This is a genomic window from Halorarum salinum (assembly GCF_013402875.1).
Classification (GTDB): Archaea; Halobacteriota; Halobacteria; order Halobacteriales; family Haloferacaceae; genus Halorarum; species Halorarum salinum.
Genome location: NZ_CP058579.1, coordinates 3425763 through 3443818 on the forward strand (window position 1 = coordinate 3425763; position 18056 = coordinate 3443818).

Here is an 18056-nt window from a genome sequence, read left to right on the forward strand (position 1 = left end):
ATAAGGGACGGAATTATCTCAGTCATCACGAAGCCCATAGGTTGATTTAGGATTAGATTCGCGAATTGCTAATTCAGATTCAAGTAGTCATGGATAACCTTTGCACTCTTTTTCGATTTGTCTCGAATATTAGGCAGATTTGCTTCAATACTATCAGATATTACCCCACGGTTGCTGAGGGCATGCTCAACGGTCTTATATAACTCGTCTGGGGCAAGTCCATCAATATCGAGATAGTACTCACTCATCTCAAATTGCGACATTAGCTCCTCAGTTTTAAACTGGTAGCCGATCGCGACAAATGGAGTGCCAGCCAGTATTGAGAGAATATTTGAGTGCATTCGAGTACCAATGTGGCAGTCAACAGTCTCATAGACTCCTACAAGTTGCTGAGGCGTATATTCCCCGGATAAGATATGCGTTTGTTCAATATTCGTATCGTTCATCCGGTTTATTACTTGCTGTGCCGCAACACGGTCATCAGTATGGTAGCCAGCAAACCCTGTACAGGTAGACGCAAAGAGAATATCTGCGGAACGATCCTCAATGAGCCTGTCCGCAACGTCAGCCACGGCCTGCATGTACTGGTTTTCCCCTCCTTCAGACTCAAAATGAGACCAGTTTCGGACTGATATGCTTACAACTGGCCCTGAGTCCGAATAAACCGGTTGATATTCTTCTCCAATTTTCTGTTCAATCGGCTTGTCCCCTTGGTTTAATGGCATCGAGAATGCTGCATCAGTGAGTGCGTGAATAGGCGTCTCATTGACACCTAAAGCCTCCAGATTCCTTTTCGATTTCTCGTCTCTTGTTGTGATTAAATCAACGCTATTTAGCACGCGTCGTGCGAGTCTATTATACGGTTTTCGGTCAAAAGGACCGAGGCTCTGAGCATAGAGAACAACTGGTTTCTCAAGAAGTTTCCCGAGCCAAAGTTCGGCAAGAACTCCTATTTTTGTCGGGAAGTAAATGTCCGTAATATATTGTCCACCGGTTGAGATGATGAGGTCCGCGTCATAGTATGGCTGTAGATCAAGTCTATCAATCATAATCGAGATAAATGGAAGTTTGTGGCCATGACGTTGAAGGGCTGCATCAAGTAGAATTGACGCGATCACGCCATTCTTTGGTAAATTGAAAACTTCAAATGGGACAAGACGCTGTGGAACAGCGTCTACGCCATGGATAAGATTGGCTGCATCCGGATACTCCGTCATAACGGTAATTGATGCATCCGGAAATTGCTCTTTGAGCGTTGCCAGTTCCCCTTCCAAAATAGCGGCATCTCCACGGTTTGATGCGCAATGATAGTCTGTTATGAGGATATCCATTTCAGGGTACTGTGATCGTTTTTCAAGACTCACTAATAAGATTGTCTTCTACTCAGAATCATCTTCCAAACGGACCCCATGAGCTAATATTTATGAGCGATGTTTAAGTATCCCATACAAATATTTAGGTTAATTGCTAACTAAGTATGTAGATCTACTTGAAGCCAGGAACTGATACTACTCCAGGAAGGTTGTCCTCAACTGTCGTCCGGAACTCTTGGGAAAGTGCGAGTAGCGCCGCGAGGTATACGACTGCGCCAACACCGATGAGAACTAGGACGATGGGGAGGGAGTCTTCTATGGCAACTCGCCCTACGAAAACCACCGCGGCCATGATCCCAGCGGCAAGCCATTGTTTGGTTATTTCCCCCACTGGAACAATCACGTCCATAATGTTTGTCGCGTAGTAGTATCCCAGCCCGAGACCCACCGCAGCTGAAGCAGTTGTCGCGGTCGCAGCACCGTACCAGCCGAATTGCGCGGTGAGGAGAATATTCAGAGTGAGGTTTATCGCCACGAACACAGCGTTGATGCGAAAGGTGAGATCGGGACGGTCGACCGCGTCAATCGTATTCATGAACTGGCTCTGATAGCCGTACAGGAGGCGGGCAAACGTGAGGACAAGCAAAATGTAGTACCCAGTCTCGAATCCAGATCCATAGACTGTCAATACGACGTCACCAACGAGAATAGCCCCGGCGAAACCAGGGATGATGATCAATCCTGTGTACGCCAGACTCACCCGCAACAGCCCTGAGACGTGTCCGTCGACGCCCCTTTCTGATGAAATCTTGCTCATCTCGGGAAAGAGTGTACGCGTGATAGACGATCCGAAGATGGCGAATAAAGAAGCAAGATTCCATGCTACTTCGTAGACACCAATTAGGCTGTTGGTGACAAAGAATGCCAAAATTATCGTATCCATCGAGAGAAACGTACGTCCTTTGACTGACGCGAGCCAAGAGAACTGCGCGTACGACCGAAGTTGTCGAAAGTCCTCACGAGTCGGAGTAGCATAGTCGACTGAAACTAAGCATGAGCCAATTACTATTGCGACAATCGCACCGACGACATAACCGGCGAACGCTCCAGCAATGCCGAAACCAGCCAACACTAACGTGACCTGAACGATACTTCGGATTGTCCATTCAACAGGTGAGAGAATACTTGAAACGTGTACGAGGTGTTGTCCTTGGAGAACGGCGCGTACCAGATTAACACCGAGGCTCACACCCAACATTACAATAAGTATTGAGGTCGCTTCAATCTCCATATACGAATTCAGGTATGGACGAGCGAACCAGAGACAGATGGCTACAATGGCATAAAGCGCGATTTGAGCGAGAATCCCCGAGACGACAAAATTTCCCTCAGTGGCCTCACTTACTCGCTTTCTCACCGCCGCAGTGAGTCCTAAGTTTCCTGCAATAGCGGCCCACGCAAGCACAGACAGAACGACAACGTACGCCCCGTACTGCTCCTGCCCGAGGGTTCGCGTAAGAACGATAGTTGCGAGGAACCCCGAGATCGACATTGCAAACTGCGAGAGAAAGCTTACCATCGAAGTTCGTCCGTATCTCATCTGAAAGTCACCAAAGGTCGTGGCTATGATTCGGTTTCCATTCCCACCGTATCAATACGACGCTTCGCCGCGAGATTACTCACTCTCAAAGTATTTACCTCCCCAGTCAAGTCTCACGAACCATGCAAGCTGTTGTCCTCGCCGCGGGGAAGGGCACGCGACTCCGCCCCCTAACAGACGACAAACCGAAGGGGATGGTCGAAGTCGCCGGCCAACCCATCCTCACCCACTGCTTCGACGAACTCGTCGACCTCGGGGCCACCGAACTCATCGTCGTCGTCGGCTACAAGAAGCAGAACATCATCGAACACTACGGCGACGAGTACGAGGGCGTCCCAATCACGTACGCCCACCAGCGCGAGCAGAAGGGCCTCGCCCACGCCCTCCTCACCGTCGAGGAGCACATCGACGACGACTTCATGCTCATCCTCGGCGACAACGTCTTCCAGGCGAACCTCGCCGACGTCGTCCAGCGCCAGCAGGAGGACCGCGCGGACGCGGCGTTCCTCGTCGAGGAGGTCCCGTGGGACGAGGCCTCACGATACGGCGTCTGTGACACCAACAAGTACGGCGAGATCGTCGACGTCGTCGAGAAGCCCGAGGACCCGCCCTCCAACCTCGTCATGACCGGCTTCTACACGTTCACGCCCGCCATCTTCCACGCCTGCCACCTCGTCCAGCCCTCCAACCGGAACGAGTACGAGATCTCGGACGCGGTCGGCCTGCTCATCGAGAGCGGGCGCACCATCGACGCCATCCCACTCGACGGTTGGCGCATGGACATCGGCTACCCCGAGGATAGGGACGAGGCCGAGCGGCGCCTCTCAGGGAAGGTCGAGGATGTTGAAGCGGACGCATAGGTCGAGGACGGTGGACTCTCGACGCTCGATAACAGACCAGACCTACTTTGTCACTGAGAATGAGTCCTCGTAAGCCACGGCTCGACCGACACCCAGCCTCGATCCTTCCAAACACGGTTTGACTCGCTCCGTATACACGAGATTCGCTCTTGGGGTGTGAGAACGCTCGGAGGGTCGTCCAGAGTCGGGCCAACTCCCGCAAGGAACACAGCCTCAACTGTGATGAGTCAGGTAGGAAGATTCAGTCGACGCGCGTGGAGTCACGCTCAACCGGTTCGTCGGCCCTCAGGGGGGACATGCGGGACAGTTATCGTTCTGGTCACTGAACGCGCCCGGAGAAAACGGATATCTTAGTTTCAAAACCACCAGCAAGCGACCGTGTTTGGAAATCCGGCTGTGAGTCGCTTCGAATGGAAACGGGTTCGAGAGAATTGGCGTATCGTCTGAGAGAGCGCCCCCCGACGATTCCGACCAATTCGTCAGCTCGACCTGAACCGTGTACCCCCAACTGCAATTCCTAACTCCCCCACGAACGACGACCCCAAGGTACCTTGCAGACCGAGATGGTCGCCATGGACGATGACCGAGACTCACTAACGACACGAGATAGCGTCTGCCCGACTCTCACACCACCGAACCGACTTTGGAACCAAGAGACCTACCAGAATCCGTGGTGAGAGAGACTTCCAAGTACCGATCACTGCCCGACAGCGTGGAGATGGAGGCCCCTACGAGACGAGCCCGCCCTGAACCCTCACCCCGAATCCAGCAACTTCGCCTCCGCCTTCCGCAAATGCTCCAGCACAGTCGCCTTCGAGACGTCCAGTTCACACGCCAACTCGGCCGCGGAAACCCCGCGCGGCCACCCGTAGTACCCCCGACCCCGAGCTAACTCGAACACTTCCCGCTGGCGGTCCGACAGGGGGTCCTCCGGGAACAGGGGCGTCGGCCCCGCGTCGGGCGCGGTGATCCGCACCACCTCCACCGCAGCATCGGCCTCCTCGCGAACCTCCTCGAGTCGGTTGAAGACGGTCTCGCGCAGCTCGTCGGACAGCACCGCCCACCGCTCCCGGCCGTCGCGAATGCGCACCGGTGCGTCCGGAATCAGCCCCCGCGAGACCAGCGGGGACGCGATGCTCCGCGTCGGTTCGTACGTCACCAGCAGCCCGCAACTGGCGTTGCCCGGCGCGAGGTTACCCTGCTCCCAGACCGGCGAGGGCCGTCGGTCCGGAACCACCCGCACGGACGACGTCAGCGGCGAGGCTTCGATCCCGTCGACCAGTTCGGACACCGCTGCGGTCGTGTCGCCGAACGCCGTAAACCGGCCGATGGCGAGCCTGTCCACATCGTACACGCCGTGGCCGAGCAGGCTCCCCTCGGTCCGCTCGGTGACCTCGAGCGTCCAGCAGTCGGGGTGCCAGATGTCGAGGACGAGGCGGAGACACGTCTCCTCGCCCGCCCGATCCAGCGACGATTCGGCCATGTATGTCAGTTAGTAACACACTGATAAAACGTTTTGCCGATCCTGCCCCGGTCGACATGGGTGTGTAGCGGTGTTGGTCGCATGGGTGCGAAAATCGTGGCGCGCGCCTCGCCTCTCAGTCGCCCCGAATGCCGAAATCCGTGCAGTTGGACGATGTCACTTTGAAGGAGAGAATAGAAACTCGAGTGCATGCGTTGGCTGCGGACGTATCTGTGGCTCCGGAGGTATCTGTCAGCAAATACCACTGGTAGGGTGCTGAGCTATAGAATCGTGCGTGTATCGTGAGCGAGCACAATGAGTGGCCGCTGAGGGTGGACGCCTGTTGGATCTCGTGCCCGGCAAACGGTTCCTGCTGACTGTGTACTCGTTCATCCGCCACAATCGTCTTCCAGTTCTGCGAACTCGCAGATTCGGGGATGGCACCGAGGAAGCACGGATAGTTTTTTCAGGAAATTATTTGTTTCTCGGCGGCGTACTGACGCTGATGACCGACGACACCAACTGGACAGACATCAACGAACGCGTAACCGAGGAGTGGAAGGCCGAGACGACGCCATTCGAGCGCATCTACGAGGTCCTCGAACAGACTCATACCGGACAGTCTGCCGCCGAGATCGCCGAGCGCGCGCTCATGAGCGAACCAACCGCTCGCCGCCATCTGGACGCCCTCGTCTCGACCGGGTTCGCGGCCACCGAACAGGACGGCCGCACTACACTCTACCGGCGTGACGACGATCGCGTGCTGATGACACGAATCCGTGAGCTCCGAAACGAGGCCACCCGAGACGAGATTCTCGACGGCATCAGACGAATGAAAGCAGGGATTCGGGAATACGAAGCAGAGTACGATGCACTCTCGCCCGAAGAGCTGGCACGGCAATTACCTACCGAAGCGACTGAGGAGTGGGAAGACGTCACAGCGTGGAAGACGACACGGCAGAACCTCGCAGTCGCGCAGGCGGCCCTCGCCTACGACGAGGCTAGCGAGCAGCTCACAGCGTGAGCACCGACCGCTCCGGCGAGTTCGGAACAATCTACCTTCCCGCACTTCAACGCGTTCGGACGCTCTGGCTGGATCTCGAACCAGAGGTCGCGGAAACGGGCTACGACGATCCTGTTCACCCCACGGAACTCCGAATCGAACTGACTGACGGACTCGGCGATGCCGACTCGGCGCGGTTCGACATCCAGTGGAGTACACTGGATAACTACTCCTTCCACTACGTCGACAGCACGGACGTCAACTGGCGATTCGATCGACATCCCAACACCCATTCTCCCGACCGGCACTTCCATCCACCACCGGACGCTCGAACTGTCGACGCCGAACCGTCCAGTATCCACGTTCGAGAAGTCTCACTCGTCACGCGTGCAGTTCACAAAATGTGGCGTGTTGCCTACGAGAACGAGGATCGAAATCGACTCAACAGTGCTTCGAATCCTCCCTGAACCGGGGGAGCGTGAAACGACTGAACACGAAAGCGGTGTAACGGAGCCCTTCGACCTACGCTCGACTCCAGAACTCCCGCTTCCACTCGGGGTCGACCAGCCGAATGAGCCCGACGGTCAGGGTGGGGATCGCGAACAGCGCGATGAAGAAGTACGCCATGATGGTGTATCCCTGCGCGACGAGCGCGATGATGCCGAACTGCGAGAGCAGCGTCGCGACGACCAGGATGCCCACGCCGATGGCGCCGCTCTGGAGCGGCGTGAGCCCGTCGACTTTCTCGAAGCGTCCGGCGTCGATCTCCTCCAGGTCGGCGTCGACGCGGTGGATGATGGCGTGGATCGCCCCGACCGCCGTCTCGACGAGCGTCCACCCGATGACGACGCCGTAGAAGCCGATCAGCAGCGGGCCGCCGACCGAACTCAGCATGGGCAGCCACGGCACCTCCGCGCCCATCACCGACTCGTTCGGATAAAAGCCCATCAGACAGAGGTAGGTGAGCAGGAACGGGAGCGTCATCATGAGGCCGGCGAGCACGCCCGAGACGACCGTCTCCTTGCGGGTCTCCTGCCTATGGAGCGCGAAGAACACCGCCGGGAAGATCGCCAGGTTGTAGCCGACGTAGAGGACGCCCGACTCGAGCACCGCGCCCGTGCTCGCGTCGTCGACGTAGGCGGTGTTTCCGTTCGCCATGACGGTCGTCACGTCGCCCCAGACGGCCGAGAGGACGAGAACGCCGAAGACGACGTACGCGAGGTAGAGAAAGCCCGTCCCGGCGGTCTTGAACCGCTCGATGAGGCTCGCCCCGAAGTAGGTGAGCACGCCGACGACGGCGATGATCGCGACGATGCCCGCCAGGTAGGGGACGCCGAGCGTCTGTTGCATGATCTCCCCCGCGGCCGAGGCCATCACCGCGATGACGACGGTCGCCATCACCACGAACAGGAGGTCGAACAGCGGCCACCCCTTCCAGATGATCTCGCGCATGTAGCTCTTGTAGTCGTACGTCCCGAACGTCCGGGAGAGGTCGAACACGAGGATGGACATCACGGTGAACCCGAGGAAGATCGCCGCGACCGCGAGCAGTCCGGCCGAACCGAACTTCGCGCCGTAGGTGACGACCTCGCGGCCGCTCGCGTAGCCGCCGCCGATCAGCAGCGACTGCAGAATGATCGCCGGGAGGACGATCGACCCGAACCGCCCCTGCAACAGGCGGGCGAAGATGCTGATTGTGCGCTGGTCGCGTACCCCGTCCCCTCCTTCGTTTCGTGACATGTGTTATCGTCTCCCGATGAAGGCGGTAATAACCACCCCCTCTCATGAGAGGGGGTGGGACTTTGGCCGGCACGCGACCAACACCCCTCATGGACCTACGGGGCGCGTTCGACCCGCCGACGCCGGCCGTCGTCCTCGCGGAGGGCGCGTTCGGCGAGACGGCGGGCAAGACGGCCAACGGCGTCGTGATGCACAGCGAACTGTTCGACGTGGGGGCCGTCGTCGACTCCGAGCAAGCCGGTCGATCGGCCGCGGACGTGCTCGGCCGGGCCGACGTGGCCGACGTGCCGGTCGTCGATTCGATGGCGGACGCCCTCGAGCGGGCCCCCGAGGCGGAGGCGCTCGTGATCGGCGTCGCGCCCGCCGGCGGCGCGCTCCCCGAGGAGTGGGTCGACGACATCCGGGAGGCGATGCGCGCGGGCTGTGACGTCGTCTCCGGGCTCCACGTCTTCCTGAGCGAGCGCGAGGACTGGGTCGAACTGGCCGAAGAGTGCGGAGTCCGGCTGTTCGACGTGCGCAAACCCCCGGCCGAGGACGACCTCAGGGTCGCGGACGGTCGGGTCGACGAGGTCAACGCCGACGTGGTGCTCACGGTCGGTACCGACTGCGCGGTCGGCAAGCGCACGACGACGTTCGAACTGTACCGGGCCGCCAAGCGAGAGGGGTTCGACGCGGGGTGGGTCGCGACCGGCCAGACCGGCATCATGGTCGGCGCCCACCGGGGGACCGTCGTCGACCGCGTCCCCGCCGACTTCGCGGCCGGCGTCGTCGAGGACGACGTCGCCGCGGTCGGTGCCGACCACGACCTCGTCTTCGTCGAGGGGCAGGGGGCGCTCACCCACCGGGCCTACTCGAGCGTAACACTCGCGCTGCTGCACGGCGCCTGGCCGGACGCAGTGGTTCTCGTCGACGACCCCGACCGGGACAGTCGTACCCACTTCGAACAGTTCCCCATCCGGGGCGTCGGGACGGAGCGCGACCTCGTCGAGCGACTCTCCGAGGCCCGCGTCGCCGCGCTCTCGACCTGGGGCGACCCGGCGACGGAGAGCGACCGACACGACCTCCCGACGGCGAACGTCTACTACGAGGACGGGCCGGCCGAGTTGCTGGCGGCGGTCAGGGAGGCGCTGTGACCGGGGACGACGCCGTCGAGGATGAAGCCGCTGCGGACGAATCCACGGGGAAGGACGCGACGGCAGCGGGGGACCGCATCGTCACCGTCGACGTGGAACCGCTCGACCTCCGGATGGACGAGCCGTTCGAGATCGCGCTCGGCACCCAGCACCGCGCGCGAAACGTCATCGTTCGCGTGGAGACCGAAGCGGGAACGGTCGGCTGGGGCGAGGGATCGCCCATCCCACCCGTGACGGGTGAGACGCAGGAGGCGGCGCTGGCGTCGGCCCGTGCGGCCGCGGAACTTCTCGAAGGGGAATCGGTGGCCGAGTACCACCGACTCGTGGACGCGGTGCGCTCGACTGTCCCGGGGATGGTCTCGGCCTCGTTCGCCGTTGAGACCGCGCTGCTCGACGCCTACTGCCGGGCGAGGGACGTCCCGATGTCGGAACTGTTCGGCGGGCCCCCTGAGCCGGTCGAAACCGACCTCACTATCCCTATCGTCCCCCCGGAGGCAGCAGGTGAAGCGGCCGCCGAAGCCACAGAGGCCGGGTTCACCCACCTGAAGGTGAAGACGGGCGGGGCGGTGGACGCCGACGTGGAGCGGGTCGCCGCCGTGGCCGAGGCGGCGCCGGAGGCCGAACTGAAGGTGGACGCCAACCAGGGGTGGACGGTCGCTGAATCGGTCCGGTTCGCCCGCGCGGTCCGCGATCGGGACGTCGACCTCGCGCTCCTCGAACAGCCGGTGCGGGCTGACGACGTAGCCGGACTCGCGCGGGTCCGCGACGCTGTCGCCGTCCCGGTCGCGGCCGACGAGGCGGTATTCACCCCGGGGGACGCGCTGTCGGTCGTGCATGCGGACGCCGCGGACGTGATCAACGTCAAACTCGGCAAGTCCGGCCCCCTCGCTGCCGCCGAGATCGTCGCCATCGCGGAGGCCGCCAACCTGGAGCTAATGGTCGGCTGCATGCTCGAGTCGGCCGTGGGTATTCACGCGAGCGCACACCTCGTCGCCGGGTCGGGCGCGTTCTCGTACGTCGACCTCGACGGGAACTTGCTGCTCGCCGAGGACGTCGTCGACGTGGAATACGGGCCAATCGTGGAGATCGACGGGCCCGGTCATGGCGTCGTTCCGAGAACGTAGTCGTGCCGTGACCGCCGAGGAACTGGCCTACTGGGAAGCCTCGGCCGCGTGCTGGCTGATGCCGTCGGTGATGACGTCGAGCCCGTTGTCGGCCTGCTCCTCGGTCATCACGAGCGGCGGCAGCAGCCTGAGCACGTTCTTCTCCCGGCCGGCGTTCCAGACGAGCACGCCCCGGTCGTAACAGTACTGCTGGATCCACTCGACTGCATCTGAGTCCAGCGCACCGTTCCCGTCGACGAACTCGACGCCGATGAACAGCCCCCGTCCGCGCACCTCGGCCACGAACGGGGAATCTTCGGCGGCCTCACGAAGCCGCCCGCGGATGTGTTCGCCAAGGTCGGTCGCGTGCGAGAGCAGGTCGTGCGACTGGATGTACTCGATGGCCCGGATGCCGCCGCGCATGGCCGGGACGTTCCCGCGGAACGTCCCGATGTGACCGCCCGGCCCCCAGGTGTCGAGGTCCTCGTCGTACATGAGCGCCCCGAGCGGCAACCCGGCACCGCCCAGCCCCTTCGCCATCGGCATGGCGTCGGGGGTCACGTCGGACCACTCGGAGGCGAACCACTTCCCGGTCCGCCCGAACCCCGACTGGATCTCGTCGACGACGAGCGGGACGTCGTTCGCCTCGGCGAGCTCCTTCAGTCCGGGGAGGAACCCCTCCGGGGGGACGACGACCCCGCCCTCCCCCTGGATCGGCTCGACCCAGATCCCAGCCGGGTTGGTCATCCCACCGTACGGGTCCTCGAGTGTCTTTCGAACCTCCTCGAGTACGCGCCGGGACGTCGCCTCGGAGTCCTCGCTCCGGAGCGGATACGGGTAGGGAACGTGGACGACGTCCGCGAGCAGCGGGGTGTAGTCCTTCTTGTACTTGCGGCCGCTCGTCAGCGAAAGCGCGCCCGACGTCGACCCGTGGTAGGCACCTTTGAACGAGATGAGGCCGTGGCCGCCGGTGTTGTACTTCGCGAGCTTGATCGAGCCTTCGATGGCGTCGCTCCCGCACGGCCCGCCGAAGATGACCCGGTTGTTGTCCGTCAGGTCGCCCGGCGCGATCTCGTTCAGCTTCTCGATGAGTTCGAGGCGTGTCTCGGTCGGGAAGTCGATCGTGTGGACCAGCCGCTCGGTCTGTTCGTTGACCCCCTCGACGACGTACGGGTTCGAGTGGCCGACGTTGAGCACGCCGATGCCCGCGAAGAAGTCGAGGTAGACGTTCCCGTCGATGTCCTTCACCGTCGCGCCCCTCGCCTCGTCGAGCGCGATGGGGACAGACCGGGGGTACGCGACCGCGCTGCTGTCGATCTCCCGCTGCCGCTCGAGGAGTTTCCGGGACTCCGGACCGGGGACGTCGGTCGTCATCCGTGGTTCCTGGGCGAAGTGAACGTCGTGGATCGGTGGGCCCGTCATTGGTTCCCGCATGGACCTCGGGACCAAATATCTTGCCCCGAGTCCTAGCTTGGCTTCAGAAGTCGAACAGGGTTCGAATATTTCTCTTCGAAGTAGACGTCGTACGGTCCGGTCGCCGACGGCCCCGCGGCGACGGCCGGCGAGCGCCCGGCGAGAGCCCCGCGGGTAGCTCGGCGGTCCCTCCTCGAGCGTGCCGTACCCGGGAACGCGGCGTGGATCACCATCGGTGGCGTCGGCGAACGCGGCACTTCGAGAAAGAGGGGGTGAGGGCGATCGAAGTCGAGCACCGCAGGCGGGTCCGCGTCCGCTGGCGGGAGCCGCGTGATCGGGATCCGGGACCGCGTCCCCGAGGTCAGGGGTCCGGCGAGAGGTCGAGCTGCTTCAGGGTCTCGATGTCGTAGTTCCGGAGCGGGTTCGGCTCCTCCTTGATCGTCGAGATGACGAATTTCGAGCTGGTCCGTTCGACGCCGTCGACGGCCTCGTACGACTCGACGAGGTCCTGGACGAACGAGCTGTTGGGGAGGTGGGCGGTGACGATGAAGTCCGTATCGCCCATCGTGAAGTAGACGCCCGAGACGCCGTCGATCGCGGCCAGCTGCGAGCCGACGGTCTCGTGGTACCCCTCCTCGTACTCGGCCATCACCTCCGAGATGACAGTGACCGAGAGGCCGAGGGACTTCGGATCGACCTCGAACAGGTCGTTCTCGATGACGCCGTCCTCCCGGAGGTTCTGCAGCCGGTAGTGGACGGTGGACTTCGGCGTGTCCGTCTCGTCGGCGAGGCGTTTGGGGCTGGCCTCCCCGATGTCGGCGATGGTCTTCAGTATCTCGAGGTCCCGGTCGTCGAGGCTCACCGTCGACCCCCCTCGCCGTCGCCTGTTCCCGCGAGCCGGCGCGTCGTCCGGGCGAACACCTCGGCGCCCGCGACCGCGTCCTCCCACTCGGTGAACTCCCGCTCGTTGTGCGTCCGCCCGTCGACGCTCGGGACGAAGATCATCCCCGCGTCGGTCAGCTCCGCGAGATAGGACGCGTCGTGGCCGGCGCCGCTCGTCATCCGCATCGCGGGGCTGTCGCTCCCGGCCGCGGCGGCCTCGACGGCGTCGGCGACCCGCGGGGCGAACTCCGTGCGGGGGATGCGCCACAGCTCCGACAGCTCGAACTCGGTCCCCTCGCGCCCGCAGGCCGCCCGGAGTTCCTCCTCGACCCGGTCGACGGCGCCCGCCACCACCTCGTCGTCGTACGACCGGACGTCCACGGTGAACGTCGCCTCCGCGGGGATCACATTCACCGAGTTCGGCTCGACCGTCAGCTCCCCGACGGTCGTGACGACGTCGTCGTCCAGCCGTCCGGCCATGCGCCGGACCGCGGTCACGACGTCCGCGGCGGCCACCAGCGCGTCCGAGCGCGTGTGCATCGGCGAGGGCCCCGCGTGGTCGGCGTCCCCGCGGACCGTCGCCTCGAGCCAGACCATCCCGAGCACCCCCTCGACGACGCCGATCCGCCGGTCCGCCTCCTCGAGCGCGGGACCCTGTTCGACGTGCAGTTCGAGCGCGGAGTCGGGGACCTCGTCCGGGCCCACGGGTTCGGTCCCGCGATAGCCGATCTCCTCCAGCGCCTCCTCGACGGTGGTCCCGTTCTCGTCGGTCTCCGCGAGGACGGTCTCGACGTCGTGGGCGCCCACGTACGCGCCGCTCCCCGTCAGAGCCGGTTTGAACCGGGACCCCTCCTCGTTCGTCCAGTTGACGATCTCGATCGGCCGCTCCGTCTCGACGCCCTCGTCCTCGAACGTCCGGAGCGTCTCGAGCGCCGAGAGCACGCCGAGTTGGCCGTCGTAGCGGCCGCCCTTCGGCTGGGAGTCGAGGTGCGAGCCGATCAGCACCGGCGCGAGGTCCTCCGTTCCCGGTCGCCGCCCGAAGACGTTGCCGAGTTCGTCGACGCGCACGGAGAGCCCAAGCTCCTCCAGGTCGGCGACGAACTCGTCGCGGACGCGGCCGTCCGCCTCCGAGAGCGCCAGCCGGTGGAGCCCCTCGCGGTCGGTCGCGCCGATCGAGGAGTAGCGCTCGAACGACTCGCGGAACCTGTCGGGGTCGATGAGTCCCATGTGACCCCATGTGAACCGCCGCACATATACCTTGTTCAATATTCTTCAGGAAAGTCAGACTCCGTTCCTAACTTTATTTTCAAATCGGACAGCAGCCAGCTTTCCCGTTAACTATATCCGTGCGCTATCAATTGGCCTTCCCATGGTAGAGGAAACCATTCACCACGCATCACCCCCGGGGAGCGACGAGGCGTCGCCGGGACACGACGGGGCCCCCACCGGGAGCGGGGCAGCGGCCACGAGCCGTCGGCGGTTCGTGCGGGCGGCCGGCGCGAGCGTCTCGCTGGGGGCGCTCGCCGGCTGTATCGACCTCGGCGGGGGAGGAGGAGGGAACGGCGGCCTCTCCATCGGGATCGTCCAGCCCCTGTCCGGGCCGGCGTCGAACATCGGCGAGCAGAAGCGGATGGCCGCCGAGCTCTCCCGCGACCTGATCAACGACGGCGGCGGGGTCCACGGCGAGGACGTCGAACTCGTCTTCGGGGACTCCGAGTCGGAGCCGTCGGCGGGCCGGAACGAGGTGAACCGGCTCATCTCACAGGAGAACGTCGACGCGGTCGGCGGCGGGTTCCACAGCGACGTCGCGCTGGCGACCGTCGAGGTGACCTCGCAGAACGAGACGCCCCACGTCCTCGACGAACCGGTCTCGAGCGACATCGTCGACAAGATAAACGAGCAGGAGCTGTGGAACGTCTTCAAGACGACGCCCCCCTCCCAGGCGTACGCGGTCGGCTGGCGCCAGCTGATCTCCCGGTTCCAGGAGGACGAGGTCGGCTACTTCCCCTACGAGGATCAGACCATCGCGCTGATCGGCGAGGACACCTCCTACGGGCTCTCGATCATGGACCTCATGCAGGAGGAGATGGCCGAGATCGGCTGGGAGGTCGTCTCGCAGGACGAGGTGGGCCTCGACGAGACCGACTTCACCTCGCTTCTGGCCCGGATCGAGGAGAACGACCCCGACGTCGTCTGGGCGGTCCAGACCTCCTCCTCGGGCGCCGGCAACCTGGCGAGGCAGTTCGCGGAGACGGGGTTCCAGGGGACGCACTTCTTCCACAACTACGGGCTCACCATCGCCGACGCGCGCGAAACCGCGGGGGACGCGGCCGACGGGGCGATGACGCTGCTCAACGCCGGCCGTGTCGACCCGTTGCTCGAGGAGCAGGGCGTGCTCTCGGCGTGGGACGACGAGTACGACGCCGACATGACCGGGAGCGCCGCGCTCTCCTACCAGAACGTCAAGATCATCGCCGAGTACGTCCGGTCGTTCGACGGCCTGGACGCCTTCCGGTCCGCGAGCGTGAGCGACTGGGAGGAGACCGTCATCTCCCACGACCCGATCCCCGGCGGCACCGGCCACATCGACTTCCAGGAAAACCACGCCGCGGCCTGGGGAAGCACCGATACCCAGCCCGCGCTCGGCTACCAGGTGCTGAGCGGCGAACTCAACCTCGTCTGGCCGGGGGAGGTCGCGACGACCGAGATCGACGGGAGCGTGTACTGACGTGGCCGGCAGCGTTCACCCGCACCCGGTCGCGACCCGGGGGGACCCGTCCGGATCCCGATCGAACGCGGCCATCGCGGCGGACCCATGACCGTCCGGGAAGTCGAGACGGCCGCCGAGCGCGCGGCCGCGTTCCCCGTGCTCGCCGAGCTCCGCTCGCACCTCGACGAGGAGCAGTTCGAACGCCTGTACGCGGAGATGGCCGATGAGGGGTACCGGCTCTTCGCCGCCTACGACGACGGCGAACCGATCGCGGTCGCCGGCGTCACGCTCTCGACGAACTTCTACCTCGGCGGGCACGCCTACGTGTACGACCTCGTCACGACGGCCGACCGGCGGTCGGAGGGACACGGGAAACGGCTGCTGGAGCACGTTCACGAGTGGGCCAGGGACCGGGGCTGTGAGGCCGTCGAACTCGAGTCGGGGCTGTGGCGCGAGGACGCCCACCGATTCTACGAGGAGATGGGATACGAGAAGTACTGCTACTCGTTCAAGCATGACCTCCAGTGAGACCAGCGAACGACTGAGTACAGCGCGCTCGGGACGGTCGGTCGGTCGCCGCGAATCGGCCCCACGCCACCGTCCCACGAGTCGAGACGGCGGGGAACGCCGACGTGGAGGGGGACGGTGACCGGCGGCGTTCCATACGCGTCGGCGCGCTCGATCGCCGACGGGGTTCGGACCGGGGAGCTCTCGCCCGTCGACGTGGTGGAGACGTACCTCGACCGCATCGAGCGGTTCAACCCCGACCTCAACGCGCTCGTCACCGTCTCGGCGGAGTCGGCCCGCGAGGCCGCGGCGGAGGCCGAGCGGGCGGTCGAACGCGGCGACGACCTCGGCCCGCTCCACGGCGTGCCGGTCGCCATCAAGGACCTCAACCGCACCCGCGGGGTCCGGACGACGTTCGGCTCGACCGCGTTCGCCGATAACGTCCCCGAGGAGGACGACACGGTCGTCGCCCGACTCCGCGAGGCGGGCGCCGTCGTCGTCGGGAAGACGAACACGCCGGAGTTCGGCCGCAAGACCGTCACGGACAACCCCCTGTTCGGCGCGTCGGCCAACCCGTGGGACCTCGACCGGACGACCGGCGGCTCCTCGGGCGGCAGCGCCGCGGCGGTCGCGGCGGGGCTCGTCCCGCTCGCGCTCGGCTCGGACGCCGCCGGCTCGATCCGGATCCCGTCGAGCGCCTGCGGCGTCTTCGGACTCCTCCCCGACTTCGGTCGCGTCCCCGACGGCCCCGACCGGCCGGACGCCTTCGAGAACGTCCTGCCGTACACGTTCCTGGGACCCATCGCGCGGACGGTCGGCGACGCCGCGCTCATGCTCGACGTGATGGCCGGCCCCGACGTCGGTGAACCGTACGGCCTCCCCGCGCCGGAGGGGTCGTACCTCGACGCGCTGGACGCGCCGGTCTCGGACCTGACGATCGGCTACTCGCCGACGTTCGGCGGGTTCCAGGTCGACCCCGCGGTCCGCGACGCGGTCGAGGACGCGCTCGACGCGCTCTCGGCCGCGGGCGCGACCGTGACCGAACTCGACCTCTCCTTCGCGGACTCGTGGGACGATCGCCACGATGCGCTGGAGTGGATCCTCCAGCAGCGGTACGTGGGGCTGTACGAGAACCTCAAACGGACGGCGAGCGTGGACCTGCTCGACGCGGACCGGGAGATCACGCCGGAGGTCGTCTCGCGCATCGAAGCGGGCCTCGACCTCGACGCGGGGACGATGGCGGCGGCGAGGCGACGCCGGACCGCGGTGTACGAGACGGTCCAGCGCGGGCTGGAGGGGGTCGACGTGCTCGCGACGCCGACGCTCTCCCGGACCGCCCCCGAACTGGGGACGACCGACCCGACCGTAGACGGGGAGCCGGTCCACCCGATGCACGGCTGGACGCTCACCTGGCCGCTCAACCTCAGCGGCAACCCCGCGGGATCGATCCCCGTGGGCTTCGACGACGGGCTGCCCGTCGGGATGCAACTCGTCGGCGACCGGCTCGACGACCGGACGGTCGTCGCCGCCTGTGCCGCCGTCGAGCGCGAGCTCCCGTGGATCGGGTCGTACCCGCCCGCGGGGCTGGAGGGGGGAGCATGACCGACGAGGGGGCCACGACCGGGGACGTGCTCGTCACGGACGGGCTCACGAAGTCCTTCGGCGGCATCACGGCGGTCGACGGTCTCGACCTGTCGATCGGGTCGGGCGAGCTCGTCGGGCTGATCGGCCCGAACGGCGCCGGGAAGACGACGACGCTCAACCTCGTCACGGGGTTCCTCCTGCCGTCCGGGGGGATGATTCGGTTCAACGGCGAGGACGTGACGGGCGAGCGGCCGAACGAGCTCTCGCGGCGGGGGGTCGGCCGCACCTTCCAGATCTCGAAGCCGTTCGGCCGGCTGAGCGTGTACGAGAACATGCTCGTCCCGAACGTCCCCTACGGCCCGGCCGAGCGGGAGGAGCGCATCCGCACGCTGCTCGCGGAGCTGAGCCTGGATCACGTGGCCGAGAACCGCGCGGACGAGATCAGCGGCGGTCAGAAGAAGCTGCTGGAACTCGCGCGCGTGCTCATGCTCGATCCGGACCTGGTGCTCCTGGACGAACCCGCCGCGGGGGTGAACCCCGCGCTCATGGACGAGATCATGGAGGACATCAAACGCATCAACGCCGGGGGGACCGCCATCCTCGTCATCGAGCACGACATGTCCGTCATCGAGGAACTGTGCGAACGGGTCGTCGTGATGAACGCCGGTCGGAACATCATGACGGGCACGTTCGAGGAAGTTCGCGCCGACGAGCGCGTCCGGGACGCGTACCTGGGGGGAACCTGA

At 64.3% G+C, this 18056-nt stretch carries 16 protein-coding genes; 9 read left to right on the plus strand and 7 right to left on the minus strand.

The annotated features are described in order from the left end of the window. Positions 1-68 precede the first annotated feature (68 nt). Together HUG12_RS17360 and HUG12_RS17365 are read right to left on the minus strand one after the other, a co-directional pair. Positions 69-1364: a polysaccharide pyruvyl transferase family protein gene (locus HUG12_RS17360; protein ID WP_179269986.1), complete on the minus strand. Its 1296-nt coding sequence runs from the start codon at positions 1362-1364 to the stop codon at positions 69-71. A 121-nt stretch (positions 1365-1485) separates the two neighbouring features. Next, positions 1486-2892, minus strand: coding sequence for an oligosaccharide flippase family protein (locus tag HUG12_RS17365; protein WP_179269987.1), 1407 nt, complete (start codon positions 2890-2892; stop codon positions 1486-1488). A 143-nt stretch (positions 2893-3035) separates the two neighbouring features. Between HUG12_RS17365 and aglF the strand changes: the two genes are divergently transcribed. Further along, entirely contained in the window at positions 3036-3773 is a 738-nt protein-coding gene (aglF, locus tag HUG12_RS17370) for a UTP--glucose-1-phosphate uridylyltransferase AglF (protein WP_179269988.1), read from the plus strand. A gap of 754 nt (positions 3774-4527) precedes the next feature. Here the strand turns inward: aglF and HUG12_RS17375 are convergent. Continuing rightward, entirely contained in the window at positions 4528-5256 is a 729-nt protein-coding gene (locus HUG12_RS17375) for a helix-turn-helix domain-containing protein (RefSeq protein ID WP_179269989.1), read from the minus strand. 484 nt (positions 5257-5740) lie between these two features. Between HUG12_RS17375 and HUG12_RS17380 the strand changes: the two genes are divergently transcribed. Next, positions 5741-6259, plus strand: coding sequence for a winged helix-turn-helix domain-containing protein (locus HUG12_RS17380; RefSeq protein ID WP_179269990.1), 519 nt, complete (start codon positions 5741-5743; stop codon positions 6257-6259). Continuing rightward, positions 6256-6705 (plus strand): hypothetical protein, encoded by a 450-nt coding sequence (locus tag HUG12_RS17385; protein ID WP_179269991.1) that lies wholly within the window; start codon positions 6256-6258, stop codon positions 6703-6705. Before HUG12_RS17380 ends, HUG12_RS17385 begins: the two co-directional genes overlap by 4 nt. Positions 6706-6760: 55 nt before the next feature. Here HUG12_RS17385 and HUG12_RS17390 read toward each other — a convergent pair whose 3' ends face one another. Further along, entirely contained in the window at positions 6761-7978 is a 1218-nt protein-coding gene (locus tag HUG12_RS17390; RefSeq protein ID WP_179269992.1) for a YkvI family membrane protein, read from the minus strand. Between the two features lie 89 nt (positions 7979-8067). Here HUG12_RS17390 and HUG12_RS17395 point away from each other — a divergent pair, with 89 nt between their 5' ends. Then, entirely contained in the window at positions 8068-9111 is a 1044-nt protein-coding gene (locus tag HUG12_RS17395) for a DUF1611 domain-containing protein (protein ID WP_179269993.1), read from the plus strand. A 113-nt stretch (positions 9112-9224) separates the two neighbouring features. After that, a complete protein-coding gene (locus tag HUG12_RS17400; RefSeq protein WP_179270682.1) occupies positions 9225-10235 on the plus strand; it encodes a dipeptide epimerase in 1011 nt (336 codons plus the stop codon). Between the two features lie 27 nt (positions 10236-10262). Here HUG12_RS17400 and HUG12_RS17405 read toward each other — a convergent pair whose 3' ends face one another. From HUG12_RS17405 to HUG12_RS17415, 3 genes are all read right to left on the minus strand, one after another. Next, positions 10263-11636 (minus strand): aspartate aminotransferase family protein, encoded by a 1374-nt coding sequence (locus tag HUG12_RS17405; protein WP_179269994.1) that lies wholly within the window; start codon positions 11634-11636, stop codon positions 10263-10265. Positions 11637-11988: 352 nt separating this feature from the next. Beyond that, positions 11989-12489, minus strand: a complete 501-nt coding sequence (locus HUG12_RS17410) for an Lrp/AsnC family transcriptional regulator (RefSeq protein WP_179269995.1) — start codon at positions 12487-12489, stop codon at positions 11989-11991. After that, a complete protein-coding gene (locus HUG12_RS17415; protein ID WP_179269996.1) occupies positions 12486-13736 on the minus strand; it encodes a Zn-dependent hydrolase in 1251 nt (416 codons plus the stop codon). Before HUG12_RS17415 ends, HUG12_RS17410 begins: the two co-directional genes overlap by 4 nt. A 142-nt stretch (positions 13737-13878) precedes the next feature. Between HUG12_RS17415 and HUG12_RS17420 the strand changes: the two genes are divergently transcribed. The 4 genes from HUG12_RS17420 (at position 13879) to HUG12_RS17435 (ending at position 18056) form a co-directional block, all read left to right on the plus strand. Beyond that, positions 13879-15237, plus strand: a complete 1359-nt coding sequence (locus HUG12_RS17420) for an ABC transporter substrate-binding protein (RefSeq protein ID WP_179269997.1) — start codon at positions 13879-13881, stop codon at positions 15235-15237. Positions 15238-15324: 87 nt separating this feature from the next. Further along, the gene (locus HUG12_RS17425) at positions 15325-15747 is read left to right on the plus strand and encodes a GNAT family N-acetyltransferase (RefSeq protein ID WP_179269998.1); all 423 of its coding nucleotides are present in this window, start codon (positions 15325-15327) and stop codon (positions 15745-15747) included. 117 nt (positions 15748-15864) lie between these two features. Further along, on the plus strand, positions 15865-17328 hold the full coding sequence (locus HUG12_RS17430; RefSeq protein WP_179269999.1) for an amidase: 1464 nt from the start codon (positions 15865-15867) through the stop codon (positions 17326-17328). Beyond that, on the plus strand, positions 17325-18056 hold the full coding sequence (locus tag HUG12_RS17435; protein WP_179270000.1) for an ABC transporter ATP-binding protein: 732 nt from the start codon (positions 17325-17327) through the stop codon (positions 18054-18056). The genes HUG12_RS17430 and HUG12_RS17435 overlap by 4 nt, the downstream gene beginning before the upstream one ends.

Bases quoted from the DNA above. Each gene is read 5' to 3' on its own strand.
- HUG12_RS17380 (WP_179269990.1), top strand. From the start codon at position 5,741: ATGACCGACGACACCAACTGGACAGACATCAACGAACGCGTAACCGAG.
- HUG12_RS17365 (WP_179269987.1), bottom strand. From the start codon at position 2,892: ATGGTAAGCTTTCTCTCGCAGTTTGCAATGTCGATCTCGGGGTTCCTC.
- HUG12_RS17425 (WP_179269998.1), top strand. From the start codon at position 15,325: ATGACCGTCCGGGAAGTCGAGACGGCCGCCGAGCGCGCGGCCGCGTTC.
- HUG12_RS17420 (WP_179269997.1), top strand. From the start codon at position 13,879: ATGGTAGAGGAAACCATTCACCACGCATCACCCCCGGGGAGCGACGAG.
- aglF (WP_179269988.1), top strand. From the start codon at position 3,036: ATGCAAGCTGTTGTCCTCGCCGCGGGGAAGGGCACGCGACTCCGCCCC.
- HUG12_RS17400 (WP_179270682.1), top strand. From the start codon at position 9,225: ATGGACGAGCCGTTCGAGATCGCGCTCGGCACCCAGCACCGCGCGCGA.
- HUG12_RS17405 (WP_179269994.1), bottom strand. From the start codon at position 11,636: ATGACGGGCCCACCGATCCACGACGTTCACTTCGCCCAGGAACCACGG.
- HUG12_RS17415 (WP_179269996.1), bottom strand. From the start codon at position 13,736: ATGGGACTCATCGACCCCGACAGGTTCCGCGAGTCGTTCGAGCGCTAC.
- HUG12_RS17395 (WP_179269993.1), top strand. From the start codon at position 8,068: ATGGACCTACGGGGCGCGTTCGACCCGCCGACGCCGGCCGTCGTCCTC.
- HUG12_RS17435 (WP_179270000.1), top strand. From the start codon at position 17,325: ATGACCGACGAGGGGGCCACGACCGGGGACGTGCTCGTCACGGACGGG.
- HUG12_RS17375 (WP_179269989.1), bottom strand. From the start codon at position 5,256: ATGGCCGAATCGTCGCTGGATCGGGCGGGCGAGGAGACGTGTCTCCGC.
- HUG12_RS17390 (WP_179269992.1), bottom strand. From the start codon at position 7,978: ATGTCACGAAACGAAGGAGGGGACGGGGTACGCGACCAGCGCACAATC.